Genomic DNA, 19,213 nt, shown 5'->3' on the forward strand with positions numbered 1-19,213 from the left:
GAGTCATCGGGGACTCAAACAGCGGTTGAGACCGATGCGCGGGCTACGAACGGACAAGACAGCACAGGTAATCATCGCCGGCCACGCGTTCATGATGAACCTCCGCCGCGGACACTACGAACTCGCCGTCGACACCCCGCCCGCTCTGCGGGTCGCCGCTGCGTTCACCGAACTCGCCCAAGCGATCTGACCGCAGACCCGGCACGGGTTCAACGCGTCCGCCGATCCGATAACGCAACGGCGCCCCCGACTGTTGTGGTCATCGTCGGTTCTGCCGGTTGCGTCGTCCGAGAGCGACGGCCAGATCGTAGGCGTGCTGGCTGGGACCGAGGTAGGCGACGCCTTTGCCGACGATCTCGAATGCGGTGCCGTGCGACGGTGTGGCGATCGGGACGGGAAGGCCGCCCTGCACGGTGACGCCCCGGTCGAAGCCCATGAGCTTCATCGCGATCTGGCCCTGGTCGTGGTACATGGTCACCACACCGTCGAAGTCGCCGTTCTTGGCCTTGATGAAGACCGTGTCACACGGATAGGGCCCGGTCGCTTCGATCCCCTGTCCCCGTGCGGCCTCGATCCCGGGGGTGATGTGCTCGATCTCCTCGCGGCCGAACTTGCCGTTCTCGCCGGCGTGCGGGTTGAGGGCGCAGACGGCGAGGCGGGGTGCGGGGATCCCTGATCCCTTGAGCACGTCGTCGAGGAGGCGGATGGCGGCGAGGACGGAGTCGGCGTTGATCCGCGCTGCGACGTCCTTGAGCGGGACGTGTGAGGTTACCCGGGAGGTGACCAGTCCGGGTATGAAGTTGAGCTCGGAGGTGGTGCCCTGGTAGCCCAGGTTCTTGGCGAACCAGCGGAGTTCGTCCTCCTCGTGCATGCCGGCCAGATGCAGCGAGGCCTTGTTCAGCGGCGTGAACATGATCGCGTCGACCACGCCGGAGCGGTAGAGGTTGAGCGCCTTGAGCAGGTCGGCCATGACGCGTTCGCCAGCGGCCTTGCTGACGGTCCTGCGTTGCACGGGCGGACCGGACAGGCCGCTGCCGACGAGGACGGCGTGGCCTGGAATCGGTTCGTCGGCCACCGGAACGTCGACACCGAGCTCGGCGGCGACCGCCTTGAGTTCGGTGGCGTCGGTCAGGACGTAGACCTCGGCCTTGTGCAGGTTTTCGGGCGTGGCGAGGAGCCGGGCGGCAAGTTCAGGCCCGATGCCGGCGGGATCCCCCATGATCAGGGCGATCCGGGGTAGAACCTCGGCGGCGGTGTGGGGCATTGGGAGTCCTCTCTCGGGGTGTCCGGAGCCGAACAGCACCCTGTTTCCTATAGGATCTACTGCCCCGTCATGGCGCGTCAAGGAGCTCCTCCCGCTGCCCGGATCGGTCAGCTCTCGGCGAGCGAGCGTGCGCGTACGCCCATGAGGTGGGCCCGCATGGCGTTCTCTGCCCGGTCGTTGTCCCCCGAAGCGATCGCCTCGAGGATGTCGCCGTGCTCGGCCACGGCCTGGTCCACGTCCGTGAGGCCGTGACCGAGCGACTGCCGCAGTCGATGCACCTGCGGCGAGAGGAACTCCGCCAACTGCAGTAGGTACTGGTTGCCGCAGTGGTTGAGGATCACCCGATGGAACGCCCAGTCCGCGGTGTAGTACCGGCGGATGACCGACCATCTCTGCTCGTCGTTTCCGGCCCGTACGCGCTTGACGTAGTCGGCCGCGAGCACGTGGTCGGAGTGCGCGGCCTTCAGCTCCAGCAGCGCCGCGCCGGTTATTGGTACCGCGCCACGCACGGCGGCGATCTCGAGGATGGTGCGCGCGTCGACGAGCTCGGACATGCGCTCCGCCGACAGCGGCGGAGCCACCCGGTAGCCCTTGAGGGCGGCCCGGGTGACCAGGCCCGTGTGCTCCAGCTGCACCATCGCCTCTCGCACGGGCGTGGGTGAGACGCCAAGCTGCCGGGCGAGGGCGTCGATGCTCAGGGAGGCGCCCGGTTTGACCCGGCCCTCTAGGAGAAGTTCGAGGATCGCGTCGTAGACGCCATCTCGCAGGGCGCGCCGCTCGACGGGCCGACTCTGGTCCGGCCCGAGCTGGGCGCCATCGGAAGTCATCGACGTTGTCATGGTGGTTGAGATCCTACCGTCCGAATCTCTGGACATAGCCCGCACGATCGTGGATCCTACAGGATCTATCGGCAACGATACGGAAACCACGCAGCAACCGCGTGGCAACGACCCGGCACCCGCGATCGGAGACAACGCATGGTTTGGACGGCGGAGCAGTGGCCCATCGGCGCTGCCCTGATCCAGTTCCCAGGGCGTACCGGCGATGGCACCAACGTCGCGGACGCCGGCCCCATCGAATGGGCCAGGGTCTTCGCCGAGGTCACCGCCTGCGGGTTCGACCACGTCGACCTTACCGACACCTGGCTGCGTCCCGGCAACCTCACCGACGGCCAACGCGAGGACCTGGTCCGCACGCTCAAGGACGCAGACCTCGGGGTGAGCGCGATCTCGGTCGTCCGGCGCAGCATCCTCGACCCAGAGCACGGCGAAACCAACGTCGACTACGCGCTGCGTACGGTCGAAGCCGCGGCGGGCATCGGCACGGGAGTGGTCTGCCTGGGGCTGCATCGGCCCCTGACCGCGCGGCAGCGGGATGCGGAGTGGTTCTGGACCCAGCCCGGGGCCGACCAGCAGCGCGACGAGGCCAGCTTCGACCGTGCCGTCGAGCGCTTCTCCCGCATTGGGCGGCACGCGGCAGGTTTCGGCATCCAGCTCTCGCTCGAGATCTACGAGGACACCCTGCTGGGCACGGCGGACGATGCCGTCGCGCTGGTCCGCGCCATCGATCTGCCGAACGTCGGCCTGAACCCGGACATCGGCAACCTCATCCGGCTGCACCGGCCCATCGAGGACTGGGAAGAGATGCACCTGAAGACCCTCCCCTACGCCAACTACTGGCACATCAAGAACTACTACCGCGACCATGACCCGGCGACCGGCGCGTACTTCACGGTCCCCGCCCCCGCCGAGTCGGGCCTCATCAGCTACCGGCGCGCCATCGAGATCGCCCTGCAGGCGGGGTTCCAGGGCCCCATCTGCGTGGAGCACTACGGGGGCGACGGGCTGAGCGTGTCGGCCCGTAACCGTGACTACCTGCGGGGCATCCTTCGGGCGAAGCTCGGAGCCCGGCGATGACCCGCCTGGTCAACGCGGCCCCGAACTTCGCCGGGGAGGCGCTCGAAGGATTCGTCGCCGCGCACAGCGGTCACGTCCTCCCCGTGCACGGCGGGGTGGTACGCGCCTCGGCTACCCCGGCCGGCCAGGTCGCCGTCGTGCTGGGTGGCGGTTCCGGCCACTATCCCGCCTTCGCCGGCTGGGTCGGTCCCGGCTTCGCGCACGGTGCCGTCTGCGGCAACACCTTCGCGTCGCCGGCGGCGAGTCAGGTGTACTCGGTGGCCCGGGCCGCCGATGCCGGCGGCGGCGTCGTCCTCGGCTTCGGCAACTACGCCGGCGACGTCCTGCACTTCGGGCAGGCCGCGGAGCGGCTGCGCGCCGAGGGCGTCGACGTCCGTACGCTCGCCGTGACGGATGACATCGCCTCGGCGCCGCGGCAGAAACGCGACCAACGCCGCGGTGTCGCGGGTGACCTCATCGTTTTCAAGGTCGCTTGCGCCGCGGCGGAGGAGGGGTTGGAGCTGGATGCGGTGGAGGCGATCGGCCGCCGCGCCAACGACGCCACCTTCTCGTTCGGGGTCGCCTTCGACGGTTGCAGCCTTCCCGGTGCGGGGCGTGCGCTCTTCACGGTCGAACCGGGGCAGATGGCGATCGGGTTGGGCATCCACGGCGAACCGGGGATCGGCGAGCAGCCACTTCTCGGCGCCGACGAGCTGGCGGATCTGCTGGTCGGCGAGATCCTCGACGAGGCCGGGACCAGCCAGCCGGACGGCCGCGTGGCGGTGCTGGTCAACGGGCTCGGATCGGTCAAGTACGAGGAGCTGTTCATCGTCTACCGGCGGGTCGCCCATCGACTCGCGAAGGCCGACCTGACCGTGGTCCGGCCGACGGTCGGAGAGCAGGTCACCAGCCTGAACATGTCCGGCCTTTCGCTGACCGTCACCTTCCTCGACGACGACCTCGAAAGGTACTGGACTGCCCCGGCGGACACCCCCGCCTTCCACCGCGGCCCGGTCGTCGACGAGCAGCCCCGCCGGGTCCTCGCGGCTGCCCCGGCTGGGCGGCGCATTCAGCCGGGTTCACCCGCCTCGCGCGCCTGTGCCGCCTGGGTCGCCGGCGCCCTGGCCCATGTCCGGGATGTCGTGACCCAGCACGAGGCCCGCCTCGGCGAGATCGACGCGGTGGCCGGCGACGGAGACCACGGCATGGGTATGGCGCGCGGCAGTGCGGCCGCGGCGCGGGCGGCGGCGGAGGCGGTCAGCGCACGGGCGGGTGTGCGGGGGCTGCTGGTGCACGCCGCCGAGGCCTGGTCCGAACGGGCCGGCGGCACCTCCGGCGCCCTGTGGGGTGCGGGCCTCACCGCCGCCGCCCGCGCTCTGGACGACGAGAACACCCCGACGCCGGACGACATCGTCCGGGCCAGCAGAGCGGCTGTCGACACCGTCGTGCGGCTCGGCGGCGCCAAGCCCGGCGACAAGACGCTGGTCGACGCGGCCATGCCGTTCGTAGACGTGCTCCAGGCCTGGACCGCGGCGGGAACACCCTTGGCCGCCGCGTGGTCGGCCGCCGCGGAGGCGGCGACGGAGGCGGCCGAGGCCACCGCCGGCATCCCCGCGCGTCTCGGCCGCGCGCGCACCCACGGGGACGGCAGCATCGGCACGCCCGACGCGGGGGCGGTGTCCTTCGCCCTGATCGTCAGCGCTCTTGGCATCCACTTCCCCACCGACCAGTCCCGGGAGCAGTCATGACTCTTCGGATCGTCGTCGGCGCCGATAGCGCCGGCTTCAGCTACAAGGAGGCACTCAAGGCCGACCTGGCCCACAACCCGCGGGTGCGCGAGATCGTCGACGTGGGCGTCGCCTCGGGCGAGGACACCGCTTACCCGCACGTGGCGGTGGCAGCCGCGCGGCTGATCGCCGAGGGAGCGGCCGACCGCGCCCTGCTCGTGTGCGGCACCGGACTGGGTGTGGCCATCGCCGCGAACAAGGTGCCCGGAGTCCGGGCCGTCACGGCGCACGATTCGTTCTCGGTCGAACGAGCGATCCTGTCCAACAATGCTCAGGTACTGACCTTCGGCCAACGCGTCATCGGGCTTGAGTTGGCCCGCCGCCTCGCCCGGGAGTGGCTCACCTACTCCTTCGACCCCGCCTCCGCCTCCGCGGCCAAGGTCGCGGCCATCTGCTCGTACGAGGGTGACTGACCGTGGTCCTGTGGATCGGCACCAGCTGGAAGATGACCAAGACGCAGGCCGAGGCCATCGCGTTCGCCAGTCGGCTCCGGATCGGGGCGGCAGCCGGCGGAGGGCCCGGTGTGCAGCCGTTCGTCGTTCCGCCGGCGACCGCGATCTCCGTGGTCCGCGACGCGTTGGGGCCGGATTCCCCGTTCGTCGTCGGCGCTCAGAACGCCCACTGGGAGGACGCCGGCGCGTGGACCGGCGAGGTGTCGGTGCCGCAGGTCGCCGATGCGGGCGCGACACTCGTCGAGATCGGGCACTCGGAACGGCGCGAGCACTTCGGCGAGACCGACCGGACCGTCAACTGGAAGGTACGGGCGGTTCTTCGCCACGGCCTGACTGCGCTGGTCTGTGTGGGCGAGCCCGCCGAGGTGCGGGCGGCCGGAGGCGCGCGTGAGCACGTGCTCTCGCAGGTCGCCGCCGCTCTGGACGGGGTGCCCGGCGGATCCCGCGTCCTGCTCGCCTACGAACCCGTCTGGGCGATCGGAGAGAAGGGCCGGGAACCCGCCATCGACGAGATCGCAGAAGTCACCCAGGCCCTTGACGCGGAGTACGGCGCCGTGATGACCGCCCTGCTGTACGGGGGGTCGGTTAGCACGGCGAACGCGCGGGACCTGCTGCACACCCCCGGCGTCACCGGGCTGTTTGTCGGGCGCAGCGCCTGGGACGTCAACGGATACCTGCACCTGCTACGCATCGCGGCGGACGTGGCCCAGGAGGCCGGCGAGGTAGCGGCGGCGACCGTTCCGCGCTGACCCGCGCCGGGACCGTCGCCGCGGCACCCCATTCGTCCACGAACACCAGGCTCAACCACCACCTCCACCACCACCACCACCACCAACGAAAGGGTCGTCATGAAGCGCAACAATGTGCTGCTCACCGCGGTCGCGGCCGCGTCGGTCCTCCTCTTGACAGCCTGCGGCGCCGCCAACGGGCAGACGTCGGCCGGCGGCGACGCGGAGACCTTCAAGCCCAAGGGCAACGTCACCATGGTCGTCCCGTTCGGCGCGGGCGGCGGCAGCGACATGTCCGGCCGGTCCATCGCGGCGGGTCTGGAGGCAGTCGCCCCCGGCCTGAAAATCAACACGGAGAACCGCGACGGCGGCTCGGGCGCGGTCGGCTACTCGTACTTCCTGAGCAAGACCGGTAACCCGAACTATCTGCTGCCCAGCGAGACCGCGCTGCTGGCCCTGCCGCTCAACACCAAGGTGGGTTTCGACTACACCAAGTTCACCCCGATCATGAAGGTCGGTGACGACTTCACCCTCGCCGTCGTACCGACCGGATCGCCGTGGAAGACGTGCGCGGATGCCGTGAACGCCAGCAAGGCCGGGCGCGTCATCGCGGGCGTCTCCGGTGCGACCAGCCTGGACAACGTGGTCTTCACGCTGACCGAGCAGGCCACCGGCGCGAAGTTCGACCGGGTCCCGTTCGAGTCGGGCGAGGAACTGCTCGCGGCGCTGCTGGGCAACCAGATCCAGGTCGCGTCCCTCAACCCCGGTGAGGTCGTCGAGCAGCTCAAGGCCGGGAAGCTCAAGGCGCTCTGCGCGTTCGCGGAGAAGCGGTACGAGTACCCCGAGCTGAAGGACATCCCGACGGCGAAGGAGCAAGGGGTCGACGTCGCGTACGCCCAGTTCCGTGGCCTGATCGCTCCGGGCGGGATCAGCGACAGCGCCAGGACGTTCTGGATCGACGCGAGTAAGAAGTTCGTCGAGTCCGACAAGGCGAAGCAGTACATCGCCAGCAACTACCTGCAGCCCAACGCCCTGTTCGGTGACGACTTCACCGCATACCTGAACGAGAACAACGACATGCTCAGCAAGGCCCTGGGCAAGTGAGCACGCTGGTCCGAATCCGCGACAACGGCGAGGCGACCGTGTACGCCGTGCTCGCCCTGGTCGGCCTCGCCGCCGCGGTGTCCGGCGCCTTCTACGGCGTGTTCGTCGACGGCGGCCGCGTCGGTCCCGGCTTCCTGCCGCTCGTCGCTGGCGGCCTGACGACGGTCCTCTGCGGCTGGCTCGCCCTGCGATGCGTGCACGGCGAGCGCAGCCACCCTCCGGGCGGGCCTGCGGAGGGCGTCGAGCCGCACCTTGTCGAGGACATCGACCCGGTGGACATCGACTCGGTGGACAACGGTACGGACGACGACGTCGACATCAGCGGGCGCACCAGGCGGGAGCGGATCCACAACCTCTGGAAGGTCTTCGGGCTGACCCTCGGTGCGATCCTGCTCGTGCAGGTGGTGGGTTTCCTCGCCGCGTTCGGTGCCCTGGTATTCGTGATCTCCACCTGGATCGAACGGCAGCCGCTGCTGAAATCAGCCGTGATCGCGGCGGCCGCCACCGGCCTGATCTACGGCGTGTTCGGGCTGTTCCTCGAGATCCCCCTGCCCGGTGGGCTGCTCGGGCTGGGAACGGAAGGCTGAGCGGTGATCGACAACGTCATTCTCGGGTTTCAGACCGCGCTGACGCCCCAGAACCTGCTCTGGTGCTTCGTCGGGGTCCTCGCGGGCACCGTGATCGGTTTGCTGCCGGGGCTGGGCTCCACCACCGGCGTGGCGGTGCTCCTGCCGCTGACCCTGGACTTCGAGCCGGTGACCGCCCTCATCATGCTCGCCGGCATCTACTACGGGGCCCAGTACGGCGGGACCATCACCTCGGTGCTCATCTCCACCCCCGGCGAGGCGTCGAGCGTCGTGACAACCCTCGACGGCTATCAGATGGCCCGGCGTGGGAGGGCCGGCGCGGCGCTGTCCATCGCCGCCATCGGGTCCTTCGTGGCCGCCATCTTCTCCCTGGTCCTGCTGATGGTGCTCGCCCCGCCGTTCGCGAACTTCGCGCTGAAGTTCGGCCCCGTCGAGAACCTGTCGATCATGATCCTCGGACTGGCGACCATCGTCAGCTTCTCCGGCGAGTCCCGGATCCGCGGCTTCGCGATGGCCGCGGCCGGGCTGCTGCTGGCGACCGTCGGCATGGACGCCGCGACCGGCACGGCACGGTTCACATTCGACAACGTCAACCTACTCAGCGGGGTGCCGTTCGTCGAAGTCATGATCGGGCTGTTCGCCGTCGGCGAGGTCATGTACCAGATCCGAGTCGGTGCGGCCGCGCCGATCCGGACCCGCTTCCGGGAACTACTCATCACCAGGAGCGAACTGCGGCGCAGTATCGGCCCGATCGGGCGCGGCAGCGTCCTGGGGTTCCTCCTCGGCTGCCTGCCCGGCTCCGGTTCAACCCTCGCCTCCTTCATCGCCTACGGCGTCGAGAAGCGGGTCTCCCGGAACCGAAGCCAGCTCGGTCAGGGAGCCATCGAAGGTGTGGCCTCGCCGGAGAGCGCCAACAACGCGGCGGCCAACGCGAACTTCGTGCCGACGCTCACCCTCGGCATCCCGGGCGGCGGTACGACGGCCGTCCTGCTGGGTGCGTTCACCATGTACGGCCTACAACCCGGCCCGCTGCTCTTTCAGAGCCAGCCGACGCTGGTGTGGGGGCTGCTGGTCTCCTTCTTCATCGGCAACGTGATGCTCCTGGTGCTCAACCTGCCGATGGCCCCGATCTTCGCCCAGATGCTGCGGATCCCGTACGCATACCTCTACCCGATCATCTTGTTCACGAGCTTCGTCGGGGCGTACTCGATCGACAACAACATGTTCAGTGTCTGGATCGTCTTCGTCGCGGGCGTCGCCGGATACTTCATGAAGCTCTACGACCTGCCGGTGGCCCCCCTTGTCCTCGGCCTGGTCATCGGGCCCCTCTTCGAGAAGGCGCTCACCCAGACCTCCGCCCTCGGTGACGGTGACCTGCTGATCGTCCTCTCACACCCCATCGCCCTCGTCGTGCTGGCCCTCGCCGTCCTGCTCGCGGCCGGCCCGTCGCTGGTGAGGTTGCTACCGCGCAACACACCGGCCAGGGATCGCGAGCCCGCCGGCGTCTGACGTACCGTCCCGGGATCGCCAGGCAGCGATCCCGGGACGTGCGCCGGGGAAACGTGACCGGGGCCATTGGCTGTCTGATGTGAGCATGCCAGCGATGGCGGTGAGGGTGCGGCAGTTTTTGGCCGTGCCGCTCATGCCGAGGCGTTTGAGCCAGCCGCTACCGCGCCGCCCCGACGCCGGGGGCGGACCGGCGGTGGTCACCGACTGGATCGCCCAGACCCAGGCCGAACGCGCCCGTGCGGAAGCAGATCTCCACCAGAACGCGGGCAACACCCGCGACGGATGAGCCGGGCGGAAATCACGAGCCTGGTGACAGCGCTAGGCGACATCGCCACCGTGCTCCGCGACGCCGACCCCGACGACAAGGCCGAGATCTATCGACAACTCGGTCTCCGGCTCACTTACCAGCCTGAAACGCAAACGGTGCGCGCTGCAGTGGATCGCACCGCGCACCGTGGGGCAATGGTTCGTGTCCAAGGGGCCACACGAACCATTGCCCCACCGCCGATGACGATCGGCAAGACTTTGAAACTCACGCAAGCGTAGCCGCCTTGGTTCCCTCTTCGGGTTCGCCGCTTCTAGCGATGACGAGTGAGGGCGGTGCGGCCGTCTACATGCCGCGCCGCCCTCACCTCGCCGGTGAATCGCCCATCACCAGTCCGCTCCCGGCTGCTGCTACCCGCTCGCTCCGCAGTCCCGAGTTGGTTTCCAGCGCCCTCGACCGTCACGCCGCTCGGCTCGCTGGCCCCCTCCCTGCCCCACAGCCAGCGCAGCACCGGCGTCGGCTGCCGCTCGCAGTCAGGTCGGCGACGTCGCCCGCGCTCTACCGTTTGGGTGATGGAGCTGGCGATGACGGCGACGGCGAGGGACCCTCGGTCGAGTTGCTTGCCGCCCATGCGGACCCAACCATCCACGCGAAGGCCACGGCAAGGATCACGATAGCCGCCCGCACGGCCGCCCAAAACGCCTTCAGCAGCTCGGGCACGAGCGCCTTGGTCTTCTTGTAGTCCGCCCAGGCCCGGTGAGCGACCTGGTAGGCCCGGCCGGCCAGAAACCCGATCGCAACACTGATGATGACTAGAACGGCCAAGCTCGTGGTCATCCACACACGTTGCCTGACGCATTACTGCTAGTCACTGGGCCGAAACAGCAGCAGCGGTGACGGGTTGCCGACACCTGCGGGGAACGACAGCACGCTGCCCCGGCGCGCCGCATCGTCGAGTCCATCCAAGCGCAGCTCGTCGGATTTCTGCTATCCGAAAGGCGACGCGCGGTGGACGTGGTGGACTTGCTGTCTGACAGCGGCGCGCCACCGCTCCAAACGGCGCTATCGTGAGCTGCATGGCGGGGGCCATGACCAGTTTCGTGACGGCGGGCGCTTTCGCGGCTGTCCTGGCGGTCGGTCTCCTGCTGCTGATTCGCCGGCCCGCGGCCGCCAAACGGCTCGTCCGCCTGGCTGGTCTGGTGATCACCGTGCTGGTCGCCGCCGTTCTCACCCCATGGACCGTGCAGGATTCTGGGCCAGCGGCAAGCTACCTACTCGGTGTGCCAGTCCTCGCGGCGACGGCTCCAGTGCTGGCCAGGCGTTCCGACCGGCTGGCCGGGATTGCCGACATCGTCGCCGCGGTCGTCATCTGCGGCTGGGGCGTGTTGCTGGCACTCGGCATCGGGGTGGCGTTCCTGCCTGTGGTGCCGCTCTACGTGGCGAGCGCCACCCGGAGCTTCACGCCGCGCATGTCAACCTCCAACTGACCGGTAGCGGGGGGCCACCGCAGCGCCGCAGATTTGGATAGGACGTTGCCGTCCGTGCCTGGTTACCGGTGTCTGGGCTGAGGTCAGCACCTGCCTGCGAAGCGGCCCAGGACGTCTCGCTTACAAGTTTCTGGGCGCGTCGTCCGGTGGGGTCCGTCCGCGTCCGCGACCTCGGGCGACTGTCCGTGCGCGGCCGCCGGCCGCTGTCCTCGTCCCGGTTCGTTGCTGTCACCGTTGCTGTCGTTAGCCACCCACGCGTTCGTCGTCCGCCGACGACCCTTGGATTAAGGGCGCGTCTCATTTGGATGGTCGTTGGCCTGGGGCATGATCTGCTCCCGTGGACGGGGCCATGATCCGCACCTGGGCGCCGGATGATCTCTGGGAGATTGCGGCGCCGTTGATCCCGCCCGCGCCGGTTCGTCGGCAGGGTGGTGGTCGCCGGCGGGTGGATGACCGGGCGGTGCTGGCCGCGATCGTGTACGTGACCCAGGCGGGTTGTTCCTGGTGGAAGCTGCCTGAGGCGTCGTTCGGTGTCACCAGGGCCACCGCGCACCGCAGGTTCACCGAGTGGACCGCGGCCGGTTTGTGGCTCCGGCTGCACGAGGCGACCCTGGACCGGCTCGGCGCCGACCGGCGGATCGACTGGTCGAGGGCGGTGGTCGACTCGATCAGTGTGCGGGCGGAAAAGGGGGCGATCTGACGGGCCCAAACCCGGTCGACCGCGGCAAACCAGGCAGCAAACTCCATGTCATCTGCGACCGCAACGGGCTGCCCCTGGCTGTGCTGGTCACCGCCGCGAACGTCCACGACAGCCAACTGCTGCTGCCGATGCTCGACAGCGTCCCGGCGATCCGCACACCTAACGGGCGCCGCCGGTGGCGGCCAGACAAGTTGCACGCCGACAAGGCGTACGACGCCCGCGAGCTGCGCCGCGAGGTCCGGCGACGGGGCATCAAGGTACGCATCGCCCGTAAGGGCATCGAGTCCTCCACGCGTCTGGGCCGGCACCGCTGGGTCGTTGAAGCCTGCATGTCCTGGCTGATGCGCTACCGGCGCCTCGTTCGCCGCTATGACCGCAAGGGCGATCACTTCGAAGCCTTCGCCACCATCGCCAGCACCCTGATCTGCTACCGCCGCCTCACCAAATGAGACGCGCCCTAAAGGCTGTGTCGGAGTTATTGGCGAAGCGAACACCCGGACAACGGCGCGCGGACGTGGTGCGGCCGTCCTGTCAGGGAAGGTCGAGCGCCATGTCGATGCTTACTCCAGCGTCGGTGGTGAAGGTGCCAGCTTCGACGAAGCCGCTGCGGCGATAGAACCTACGGGCGCGGTGGTTGTCGGCGTGGACACCGCCGAGCAGCACGATGCGGTCGCGCTCCAGGAGCCGCACCGCGTCCCAGGTTGGAGGCAGCAGCGCAGCGGCGAGACCGGAGCCGTGCCAGTCGTCCGCGACACACGGTCCGAAACGAACAGTTCGTGCGGGGTCGAGCGGGAGGCCGTAGGCCGCGTACCGGAGCAGTTCCGCCTCGGGCGGTAGCGCGAAGCTGAGATCCACGACAGCGTCGAGGTGACCGGTCCGGTCCGCGTGGTGGGCGACAAGCCGCAGCTTGTCGTAGCGTCCGATGCCGTCGATCCAGCCGGTGGCCTCGTCGGCGGGGTCGGCGTCGCCGTGCCAGTAGCGGCGGCTTGTGTCGGACAGTCCCGCGAGAAACGACCTCAGCGCGGCGCCATCGTCGGCTCGCAGTGCCCGGATCGTGAACGGGGTACCGGCCACCGTCAGCCGTCGAGTCAGCTGAGCGGGGTCGGCGGCGAGCGCAGCGAGGAACGGCAACATGCTATCAAGATGCAGCACCGGCCAGCAGATGTACGAGCCGGGGATTGCGCCCAGGGGAGAGCCGCGCTGCTGAATCGGGGCCCACCATCGCATCCCCACCACCGGCAACGGCGCACTCACGTCGGCATGACCGCTCGACCAGCGGCATGTCAGTGCGGTGAGGGACGCCAGGAGGCACGCCCTGATGGGCATTACGGCCTGAAGCGCGTGGGGCCAGTGGTGCAGAAGGATGTGGTTACCGCTTCCCCGCCAGGCAGACACTGGCCATCAACCAGCGCTCTGTCCCGCAGCGGCTCACCGAGATCGACCTCGTAGGAAACCTGATCGTTGCCGGGGCACGCTGCACCACCGGGCTGCTTCCGAGCGACGCTGAAAGTCACGACGACTTCAGACTCGCTCATGTGAATTTCCGGCGCCAAGACCTGCCCCGTGACCCCGTTGTTGCAGCCCAGTCGCGAGACGAGGGCAGTGAACTTCGTGGACGATCTCTGAAGGCTCTGGTCCGGACCGAGACCCCAGACAGCAGCATCGCCACCCGCGCTCGTCTGTGTCGATGTACTCGACTCGGGCTCAGAGGTCCCACCTGATCTTGCGGTAAATGGTTCGGTGGCGGCCCCACATGCCGCCGTCAGGGCCGCCAGGGACGTCCACACCAACACCGAGACAAGTCGAAATCGGGTCATCACGTCTATGAGACCTAATGCTGCCTCCGTCGGTTCCACGCCAACCTCGGAACAACGCACGGATCTCGGCACGACCGGTGACGTTGACTTGATCGAGCAACTGTGCCGTTGCGTGACGCGCGGTCGGCGGCATGAGCGGTCACGCGTGCGGCTGTGTGCGGGCGGGCCTTACCTTGCTCGGCCTCGCCCACCCGGTCGGCGTTGACGGGGTCGGTGCGGTTCACGGCTACGAGCGAATGTTCGACCGGTCAGCCCTGGAATGGCGGCCGTCCGGGCGGATCGTCCACGGGTCGATCCTGTCGATCCGCAGGTGGGTGCCGCTCCACGGATCCCGGCCGAGCCGTCCGGACGGCTTGCTCGGACTCCGCCTCCATAGCCAGCACCACGCGCACGTCGTCGAGCGGACCGCCCAATACGATGATCCCTTCGTCGACCAGCAGGTCCATGTACGACGCGTGCGCGAGCCAGTCGGTCTGTTCTTCCATCGGCCTCGCAAGATCCCAATGCGGGCCGGCGTGCGACAGGTGAACGAGATGCATGGCCTCGTCCTACCACCGTGGTCCCACACTTTCGTTGTGAGCTGGTGCGGTCCGGCGGTGTGACGCTCGTAAGGCGTTCACCTGGCGGTCGGCGGCATGGCTGTCCGTGGCGGCGCCGGTCGGTGATGGGATGCCGGTGCGTAGCGGGGTCTCGCGGATGAGCCAGGAGGCTGCGAACGCGATCACCGCGAGGGCGGCGGCGCCGAGGAGGATGCCGTGCAGGCCGCTGCTGACGGCTTCGCGAACGGCGTCGGCCATCGGAGCCGGCAGGTTCGGCAGCCGCTCGGGTGTGAGTTCGCCGCCCCGCTCCAGTTGGCTGGTTGTGTCCTGGCCGAGGCGCGTGGTCAGGTCCGCCTGCATCCGGGACGCGTACAGGGTCCCTAGCAGGGCGATGCCCAGCGATCCGCCGATGGTGCGCAGCAGGGTGAGTGTTCCGCTGGCGGCACCCATGTCGCGCGGGTCGGCGCTGTTCATCGTGATCAGCGTGGTGCTCTGCATCACCAGGCCCATTCCTACCCCAATGACGAGGGTGAGTGCCGAGGCCGCCGCCGCGGCGGTGTCCGCGTCGAGCAGCAGCAGGGCGAGAGCCCCCGCGATCATGAGCGCGCCGCCGAGGATCGGATAGAGGCGGTAGCGACCGTTGTGGCTGATGAGCTGGCCGGTGGCCAGTTGCGCGCCGAGCATGCCGAACATCAGCGGCAGCAGCAGCATGCCGGCGGCCGCTGGCGAGGCGCCTTGGACGAACTGCATGTACTGCGGCAGGTAGTTGGTCACGCTGACCATGGCGGCGCCGACCAGGAAGCTGAGGATCTGGGCGAGGGTGAAGTTGCGGTCGGAGAACAGCCTGGGCGGGATGACCGGTTCGGCGGTTCGGCGTTCGACGGCGGTGAATCCGGCCAGGGCGAGTACGGCGACTGTGGTCAGGGCGAGGATGTGGGGTGAGGACCAGGGGTAGGTGGTGCCGCCCCAGGTGGCCAGCAGGGTCAGGGCCACGATGGCGACGGTGAGCAGGGCCGCGCCGCCGTAGTCGATGCGGGGTTTGACGCGTTCGGCGGGCGGGAGACGGATCCGGGTGGCGATGATCAGGAGCGCCAGGGCGCCGATGGGCAGGTTGACGTAGAAGGTCCAGCGCCAGCTCAGGTAGTCGGTGAGCAGGCCGCCCACGAGGGGCCCGCCGACGTAGGCGATCGGCATGATGATGCCGATCATCGACTGCAGCCGGCCGCTTTCGCGGGGCGGCACGAGCACGCCGATGATGGCCAGCGCGCCGACCATGAGCCCGCCCGCGCCGAGACCTTGCACGGCGCGGAAGGCGATGAGCTGGCTCATGTCCTGCGACAGGCCGGCCAGTCCCGAGCCGAGCAGGAAGAGCGTGATCGCGGTGATGAAGGTTGCCTTGCGGCCGAGTAGGTCGCCGAGCTTGCCCCAGATCGGGGTGGTGGCCGCACCAGCGAGCATGTAGGCGGTCACCACCCAGGCCAGGTGGTCCAGGCCGCCGAGGTCGCCCGCGATCGTCGGCAGCGCGGTACCCACGATCAGGCCGTCCAGCATGGCCAGGAACATGCCGAGCAGCAGGCCGAACACGCCGACATAGAGAGATCGAGTCATGCGTGTCACGCCGCGTACGGCCGGAGGGCCTTGGCCTCGCGCAGCGCGTGCGCCCACCAGGCGAGCCGATCCAGCATCACTTTGGCGGCGGCCTCGGCGGCCGGATCGACTGCCTTGCCGTCGCCGTCGAACTGCTCCCAGACGCGCTGGAAGCCGACGCTGTCGCGGATGGTGACCGCGTGCAGCTCGGCAAGCACCAGGCGCAGCTGCTCGACCGCGCGCAACCCGGCGGAGAAGGCCCCGTAGGACACGAAGCCGACCGGCTTGGCGTGCCACTCGGTGGTGTGCCAGTCGATGGCGTTCTTCAACATGGCGGGGAAGCTGTGGTTGTACTCCGGCGTGACGATGACGAAGGCGTCGGCCGCCGCCATGCGCGGCGACACCGCGGCCAACAGGTCCCTGGCCTCGTGCGACGCCGGCGGCTGGCCGAGGACCGGAAAGACGGTGGGCAGCGGCGTCTCGACCAGGTCGATGAGGTCGGCTTCCATATCGCCGCGCTGGGCGACCTGGTCGAGGATCCAGGTGCCCACGGCCGGACCGAAGCGGCCGTCCCGGGTGCTGCCGAGGATGACGGCGATCTTGAGCTGGTTGTCGTTCATGAGGGGATAACTCCTCCGCTGTGTACAACGTATTGGCGAGATACAACGTACACACCGGCTGTGTACGTTGTCTACTCGCGATACGCTGTATCCCGACCAGGTGAAGGGAGCCGTATCCATGGCCACCGAGAAAGACAATCCGGGCGAACCGCTGTGGGCGCGCCTGGAACGTCCGGCCCCCGCTCCGCGCCAGACCCTCTCGCCGCAGCGCATCGCCACCGCCGCGGTAAAGATCGCCGACGCGGAGGGCCTGGACGCCGTCACCATGCGCCGCCTGGCCACCGAGCTCGGCGTCGCGCCCATGGCGCCTTACCGCTATGTGTCGGGCAAGGATGACCTCCTGGAACTGATGGTCAACCATGTCTACGACGACCTGCGCGTGCCCGGGAACCTCGGCTGGCGCGATACGATGCGCGCCCTGGCGCTCCAGACCCGCAAGCTGATGCTGCGACACGTGTGGCTGGCTCAGTTGCCCCCAACGGCCATGCTCTCGCTTACCCCCAACCGCATGGCCATCGCCGAGAAGGCTCTGTCGGCCCTGGACGGCCTGGGCCTGGACGCCGACGCGATGATGAGCGTGTTCCGTGCCGTCGACGCCTACGTACACGGCGCCATGACCTACGAGATCGCCGTGCAGAACCTCATGCGCCAGCAGGGCTGGTCCGACGGCGGCAAGCTGCGCAGCGAGCTAGCACCGCAGATGATCTGGCACATGCAGACCGGGCGCTACCCCACCTTCCAGCACTACCTGGGCACAGCCACCCGCAAGGACGACGCCCGCTGGCAGTTCGAGACCGGCCTCGACTACGTCCTGGACGGCATCGCCGCCGGCCTGGACATCTAAGAGCCTGGTAAATAAGGGTTTCAGGCGGTTGCACCCTTCACGTCGCCGGCGACTGTCGGTTTTGTCCGCCTGGCCGGGGACCGGGCCCATAGCCTGGCTTTTATGACCGAGTCGGACGTGCAGGCGCAGAGCGTCCGCACCGTGATCGTGGCCGGTTCCGTCAACGTCGCTGTCGCCGTGGCCAAGGTGGTTGCGGGTCTGCTCGCGGGTTCGGCGGCCATGCTGTCGGAAGCCGCGCATTCGTTCGCCGACACCACCACCGAGGTGCTGCTGTTCGTGGCGCTGCATCGTGGCGGCCGCCGGGCCGACCCCGAGCGCCCTTTCGGCTACGGCCGGGAGAGCTACATCTGGGCGTTCCTCGCCGCGGTCTTCACCTTCGTCAGTGGCGCCGGCTTCTCGATCACCCACGGCGTCCACGTCATCGTATCGGCCCAGGAGACCGGCGACTACCTCGTCTCGTATGTGGTGCTGGTCGTCTCCTTCGTCCTGGAGTCGGTGTCCCTGACCCGGACGGTGCGGCAGGTACGGCACCGGGCCAAGCGCTGGGGCATCAGTCCGGTGAGGGTCCTGCGGCGCACGCCCAACACCACCATCAAGGCCCTGTTCCTGGAGGATAGCGCCGCCCTGGTCGGCCTCGGGTTGGCCGGAGCAGGCCTGGGGCTCGCCGAGCTGACCGGTGACCCGGTGTGGGACGGCATGGCATCCGTCGCCATCGGTGTTCTGCTCCTGGTGGTGGCCACCACCCTGGCCCGCAACAACCTCTCCCTGCTCGTCGGACGGGCGGCCAGGGAGCCGGTCCAGGACGAGATCCGCCGGGAATTGGCCGCTCTGCCGAACGTGCAAGGCATCGTGGAGCTGCTGACCCTGCAGCTCGGTCCCGACGACATCCTCGTCGCCGCGAAGATCGATTTCGTCGACCAGGTCAGCGCCGCGGATATCGAGGCCGTGGCCGACGAGGCCGGACGACGGCTCACCGCGCGTAACCCGGCAATCCGGTTCGTCTTCCTCGACCCGACGGGCGCTACCACGGGCCCGGGGACGGCCTCGTCATGATCCGGAAAGGCCGGCCGCGGCCGGGGAACCCGCCGCACGCGCGGGACCGCCGCTCGCGTCCGAGTCCTGCTCGTAAATTCTCCGATCTCAAGAAGCAGACCGAGATCGGTAGGAGTCCGGTCATACGTGCCGTGCTGGCTGGGCGCGACAGGGCTGTAGTCCCGTGAATCGGTTAGACACCGCCGTCACATTGGCGACAATGGCGAAGGACCGTGGGGGAGCGATGAGTCAGGCGTTGATGGGTAGGCCGCCGCCGTGGTCGGGTCGACGATGGCCGACCTACCGAGGGCATGCGCGGGCGGGACGATACCGGGCAGGGGCCCCGCACGCGGCGCCGCAGGCATCTCAGGCGAAGAGTGATCGTGTCCGCCGTGACGGTCGCCGTTCTCGTGGCCGTGTTCGTGGGCGCTTTTCCTCGGTTCGCCGACTACTCGCAGGCGTGGGCATCGATCCAGCGGATGCCGGCCGCGTACCTTGTCGCGCTCGTCGGCGCGGCAGTGGTCAACCTCGCCGCGGGCGCGTGGCAATTGCAGGCCGTGCTGCCTGGGAGTGGGGAGAGCGTGCCTTCCAGGTAAGAGACCCCAACGGCGTCATCATCCAGCTCGTCGACTGGAACGCGCCTACCGGCGACTGACTGATTGCTGGTGCGGCGGCTGCCCCGCCGCACCAGCCGTTCCGCCAGAGAACCATCCTCGGGATGCCGCCGACGCCACTCGGCGAGTCCGGCCGGCAGCGCCTCGGGTCCGTCCCGAAGACTCGGCCCATCACGTGCCCGATCACGGCGGGCTAAACGGACACGTAGCCGAGGCTACCGGCCCAGCCTCTCACGACCGGCGCCTGCCCTAACCACCACCAGCAGACGACACCCTCACGCTGCCCTGCGACCGATCCGCCTTTCGGCGTCCCTCGAATGCACGCTCATGGCACGATCCGCTCGTCACTTGGCGTAGCGGAGGTCGGCGGCACTGGCATCCG

The 19,213-nt window shown here is 68.8% G+C and carries 22 protein-coding genes and 1 pseudogene; 16 read left to right on the top strand and 7 right to left on the bottom strand.

Annotated features, from left to right (window positions below):
- The first annotated feature begins 34 nt into the window (after positions 1-34).
- On the top strand, positions 35-190 hold the full coding sequence (locus ACTWO6_RS22330; protein ID WP_446215752.1) for a hypothetical protein: 156 nt from the start codon (positions 35-37) through the stop codon (positions 188-190).
- A gap of 69 nt (positions 191-259) precedes the next feature.
- Here ACTWO6_RS22330 and ACTWO6_RS22335 read toward each other — a convergent pair whose 3' ends face one another.
- Both ACTWO6_RS22335 and ACTWO6_RS22340 read right to left on the bottom strand, forming a co-directional pair.
- Positions 260-1,303, bottom strand: a complete 1,044-nt coding sequence (locus ACTWO6_RS22335) for a 4-hydroxythreonine-4-phosphate dehydrogenase PdxA (protein WP_446215753.1) — start codon at positions 1,301-1,303, stop codon at positions 260-262.
- Positions 1,304-1,371: 68 nt separating this feature from the next.
- Positions 1,372-2,091 carry a GntR family transcriptional regulator gene (locus tag ACTWO6_RS22340; protein ID WP_446215754.1) on the bottom strand — a complete coding sequence of 240 codons (720 nt, stop codon included), beginning with the start codon at positions 2,089-2,091 and terminating at the stop codon, positions 1,372-1,374.
- A 150-nt stretch (positions 2,092-2,241) separates the two neighbouring features.
- Here ACTWO6_RS22340 and ACTWO6_RS22345 point away from each other — a divergent pair, with 150 nt between their 5' ends.
- The 9 genes from ACTWO6_RS22345 to ACTWO6_RS22385 all read left to right on the top strand — a co-directional run bounded on the left by ACTWO6_RS22345 (position 2,242) and on the right by ACTWO6_RS22385 (position 9,872).
- Positions 2,242-3,180: a sugar phosphate isomerase/epimerase family protein gene (locus ACTWO6_RS22345; RefSeq protein ID WP_446215755.1), complete on the top strand. Its 939-nt coding sequence runs from the start codon at positions 2,242-2,244 to the stop codon at positions 3,178-3,180.
- Entirely contained in the window at positions 3,177-4,907 is a 1,731-nt protein-coding gene (locus ACTWO6_RS22350) for a dihydroxyacetone kinase family protein (protein WP_446215756.1), read from the top strand. The genes ACTWO6_RS22345 and ACTWO6_RS22350 overlap by 4 nt, the downstream gene beginning before the upstream one ends.
- The gene (locus ACTWO6_RS22355) at positions 4,904-5,359 is read left to right on the top strand and encodes a ribose-5-phosphate isomerase (protein WP_446215757.1); all 456 of its coding nucleotides are present in this window, start codon (positions 4,904-4,906) and stop codon (positions 5,357-5,359) included. Before ACTWO6_RS22350 ends, ACTWO6_RS22355 begins: the two co-directional genes overlap by 4 nt.
- Positions 5,360-5,361: 2 nt before the next feature.
- Positions 5,362-6,147, top strand: coding sequence for a triose-phosphate isomerase (locus tag ACTWO6_RS22360; protein WP_446215758.1), 786 nt, complete (start codon positions 5,362-5,364; stop codon positions 6,145-6,147).
- 99 nt (positions 6,148-6,246) lie between these two features.
- Positions 6,247-7,230, top strand: a complete 984-nt coding sequence (locus ACTWO6_RS22365) for a tripartite tricarboxylate transporter substrate binding protein (protein WP_446215759.1) — start codon at positions 6,247-6,249, stop codon at positions 7,228-7,230.
- Positions 7,227-7,817 carry a tripartite tricarboxylate transporter TctB family protein gene (locus tag ACTWO6_RS22370; RefSeq protein WP_446215760.1) on the top strand — a complete coding sequence of 197 codons (591 nt, stop codon included), beginning with the start codon at positions 7,227-7,229 and terminating at the stop codon, positions 7,815-7,817. The genes ACTWO6_RS22365 and ACTWO6_RS22370 overlap by 4 nt, the downstream gene beginning before the upstream one ends.
- Positions 7,818-7,820: 3 nt before the next feature.
- The gene (locus ACTWO6_RS22375; protein ID WP_446215761.1) at positions 7,821-9,326 is read left to right on the top strand and encodes a tripartite tricarboxylate transporter permease; all 1,506 of its coding nucleotides are present in this window, start codon (positions 7,821-7,823) and stop codon (positions 9,324-9,326) included.
- A gap of 94 nt (positions 9,327-9,420) precedes the next feature.
- Positions 9,421-9,612: a hypothetical protein gene (locus ACTWO6_RS22380; protein WP_446215762.1), complete on the top strand. Its 192-nt coding sequence runs from the start codon at positions 9,421-9,423 to the stop codon at positions 9,610-9,612.
- Positions 9,609-9,872 (top strand): hypothetical protein, encoded by a 264-nt coding sequence (locus ACTWO6_RS22385; RefSeq protein ID WP_446215763.1) that lies wholly within the window; start codon positions 9,609-9,611, stop codon positions 9,870-9,872. Before ACTWO6_RS22380 ends, ACTWO6_RS22385 begins: the two co-directional genes overlap by 4 nt.
- 277 nt (positions 9,873-10,149) lie before the next feature.
- Here the strand turns inward: ACTWO6_RS22385 and ACTWO6_RS22390 are convergent, their stop codons facing one another.
- A complete protein-coding gene (locus ACTWO6_RS22390) occupies positions 10,150-10,428 on the bottom strand; it encodes a hypothetical protein (protein ID WP_446215764.1) in 279 nt (92 codons plus the stop codon).
- Positions 10,429-10,679: 251 nt separating this feature from the next.
- Here ACTWO6_RS22390 and ACTWO6_RS22395 point away from each other — a divergent pair, with 251 nt between their 5' ends.
- Both ACTWO6_RS22395 and ACTWO6_RS22400 read left to right on the top strand, forming a co-directional pair.
- Complete coding sequence (locus tag ACTWO6_RS22395; RefSeq protein ID WP_446215765.1) at positions 10,680-11,078, top strand: hypothetical protein; 399 nt, start codon at positions 10,680-10,682, stop codon at positions 11,076-11,078.
- A 349-nt stretch (positions 11,079-11,427) separates the two neighbouring features.
- A protein-coding gene (locus tag ACTWO6_RS22400; protein ID WP_446215766.1) for an IS5 family transposase occupies positions 11,428-12,227 on the top strand; the annotation gives its coding sequence in 2 pieces (ribosomal slippage) (positions 11,428-11,761 and positions 11,761-12,227; 801 coding nt in all).
- An 82-nt stretch (positions 12,228-12,309) separates the two neighbouring features.
- On the opposite strand, the gene ACTWO6_RS22405 is transcribed toward ACTWO6_RS22400, so the two are convergent.
- The 4 genes from ACTWO6_RS22405 to ACTWO6_RS22420 form a co-directional block, all read right to left on the bottom strand.
- Positions 12,310-13,032, bottom strand: coding sequence for an N-acetyltransferase family protein (locus tag ACTWO6_RS22405; protein ID WP_446215767.1), 723 nt, complete (start codon positions 13,030-13,032; stop codon positions 12,310-12,312).
- A gap of 811 nt (positions 13,033-13,843) precedes the next feature.
- The gene (locus tag ACTWO6_RS22410) at positions 13,844-14,134 is read right to left on the bottom strand and encodes a hypothetical protein (RefSeq protein WP_446215768.1); all 291 of its coding nucleotides are present in this window, start codon (positions 14,132-14,134) and stop codon (positions 13,844-13,846) included.
- A gap of 9 nt (positions 14,135-14,143) precedes the next feature.
- Positions 14,144-15,751, bottom strand: a complete 1,608-nt coding sequence (locus ACTWO6_RS22415) for a DHA2 family efflux MFS transporter permease subunit (RefSeq protein ID WP_446215769.1) — start codon at positions 15,749-15,751, stop codon at positions 14,144-14,146.
- On the bottom strand, positions 15,748-16,341 hold the full coding sequence (locus ACTWO6_RS22420) for an NADPH-dependent FMN reductase (protein ID WP_446215770.1): 594 nt from the start codon (positions 16,339-16,341) through the stop codon (positions 15,748-15,750). The genes ACTWO6_RS22415 and ACTWO6_RS22420 overlap by 4 nt, the downstream gene beginning before the upstream one ends.
- 118 nt (positions 16,342-16,459) lie before the next feature.
- Between ACTWO6_RS22420 and ACTWO6_RS22425 the strand changes: the two genes are divergently transcribed.
- From ACTWO6_RS22425 to ACTWO6_RS22440, 4 genes and pseudogenes are all read left to right on the top strand, one after another.
- Entirely contained in the window at positions 16,460-17,185 is a 726-nt protein-coding gene (locus ACTWO6_RS22425; protein ID WP_446215771.1) for a TetR/AcrR family transcriptional regulator C-terminal domain-containing protein, read from the top strand.
- A gap of 102 nt (positions 17,186-17,287) precedes the next feature.
- Entirely contained in the window at positions 17,288-18,238 is a 951-nt protein-coding gene (locus ACTWO6_RS22430) for a cation diffusion facilitator family transporter (protein WP_446215772.1), read from the top strand.
- A gap of 362 nt (positions 18,239-18,600) precedes the next feature.
- Positions 18,601-18,813, top strand: a complete 213-nt coding sequence (locus ACTWO6_RS22435) for a hypothetical protein (protein ID WP_446220870.1) — start codon at positions 18,601-18,603, stop codon at positions 18,811-18,813.
- Positions 18,786-18,854, top strand: a pseudogene (locus ACTWO6_RS22440) (VOC family protein); the annotation flags it as partial. The gene ACTWO6_RS22435 and the pseudogene ACTWO6_RS22440, both read left to right, overlap by 28 nt.
- Positions 18,855-19,213 lie beyond the last annotated feature (359 nt).

It is taken from the genome of Micromonospora sp. IBHARD004, from assembly GCF_052814115.1.

Excerpts from the sequence above, each read along its gene's own strand:
- ACTWO6_RS22330 (WP_446215752.1), top strand. The coding sequence starts at position 35 with ATGCGCGGGCTACGAACGGACAAGACAGCACAGGTAATCATCGCCGGC.
- ACTWO6_RS22340 (WP_446215754.1), bottom strand. The coding sequence starts at position 2,091 with ATGACTTCCGATGGCGCCCAGCTCGGGCCGGACCAGAGTCGGCCCGTC.
- ACTWO6_RS22345 (WP_446215755.1), top strand. The coding sequence starts at position 2,242 with ATGGTTTGGACGGCGGAGCAGTGGCCCATCGGCGCTGCCCTGATCCAG.
- ACTWO6_RS22350 (WP_446215756.1), top strand. The coding sequence starts at position 3,177 with ATGACCCGCCTGGTCAACGCGGCCCCGAACTTCGCCGGGGAGGCGCTC.
- ACTWO6_RS22355 (WP_446215757.1), top strand. The coding sequence starts at position 4,904 with ATGACTCTTCGGATCGTCGTCGGCGCCGATAGCGCCGGCTTCAGCTAC.
- ACTWO6_RS22365 (WP_446215759.1), top strand. The coding sequence starts at position 6,247 with ATGAAGCGCAACAATGTGCTGCTCACCGCGGTCGCGGCCGCGTCGGTC.
- ACTWO6_RS22380 (WP_446215762.1), top strand. The coding sequence starts at position 9,421 with ATGGCGGTGAGGGTGCGGCAGTTTTTGGCCGTGCCGCTCATGCCGAGG.
- ACTWO6_RS22385 (WP_446215763.1), top strand. The coding sequence starts at position 9,609 with ATGAGCCGGGCGGAAATCACGAGCCTGGTGACAGCGCTAGGCGACATC.
- ACTWO6_RS22390 (WP_446215764.1), bottom strand. The coding sequence starts at position 10,428 with ATGACCACGAGCTTGGCCGTTCTAGTCATCATCAGTGTTGCGATCGGG.
- ACTWO6_RS22395 (WP_446215765.1), top strand. The coding sequence starts at position 10,680 with ATGACCAGTTTCGTGACGGCGGGCGCTTTCGCGGCTGTCCTGGCGGTC.
- ACTWO6_RS22410 (WP_446215768.1), bottom strand. The coding sequence starts at position 14,134 with ATGCATCTCGTTCACCTGTCGCACGCCGGCCCGCATTGGGATCTTGCG.
- ACTWO6_RS22420 (WP_446215770.1), bottom strand. The coding sequence starts at position 16,341 with ATGAACGACAACCAGCTCAAGATCGCCGTCATCCTCGGCAGCACCCGG.
- ACTWO6_RS22425 (WP_446215771.1), top strand. The coding sequence starts at position 16,460 with ATGGCCACCGAGAAAGACAATCCGGGCGAACCGCTGTGGGCGCGCCTG.
- ACTWO6_RS22430 (WP_446215772.1), top strand. The coding sequence starts at position 17,288 with ATGACCGAGTCGGACGTGCAGGCGCAGAGCGTCCGCACCGTGATCGTG.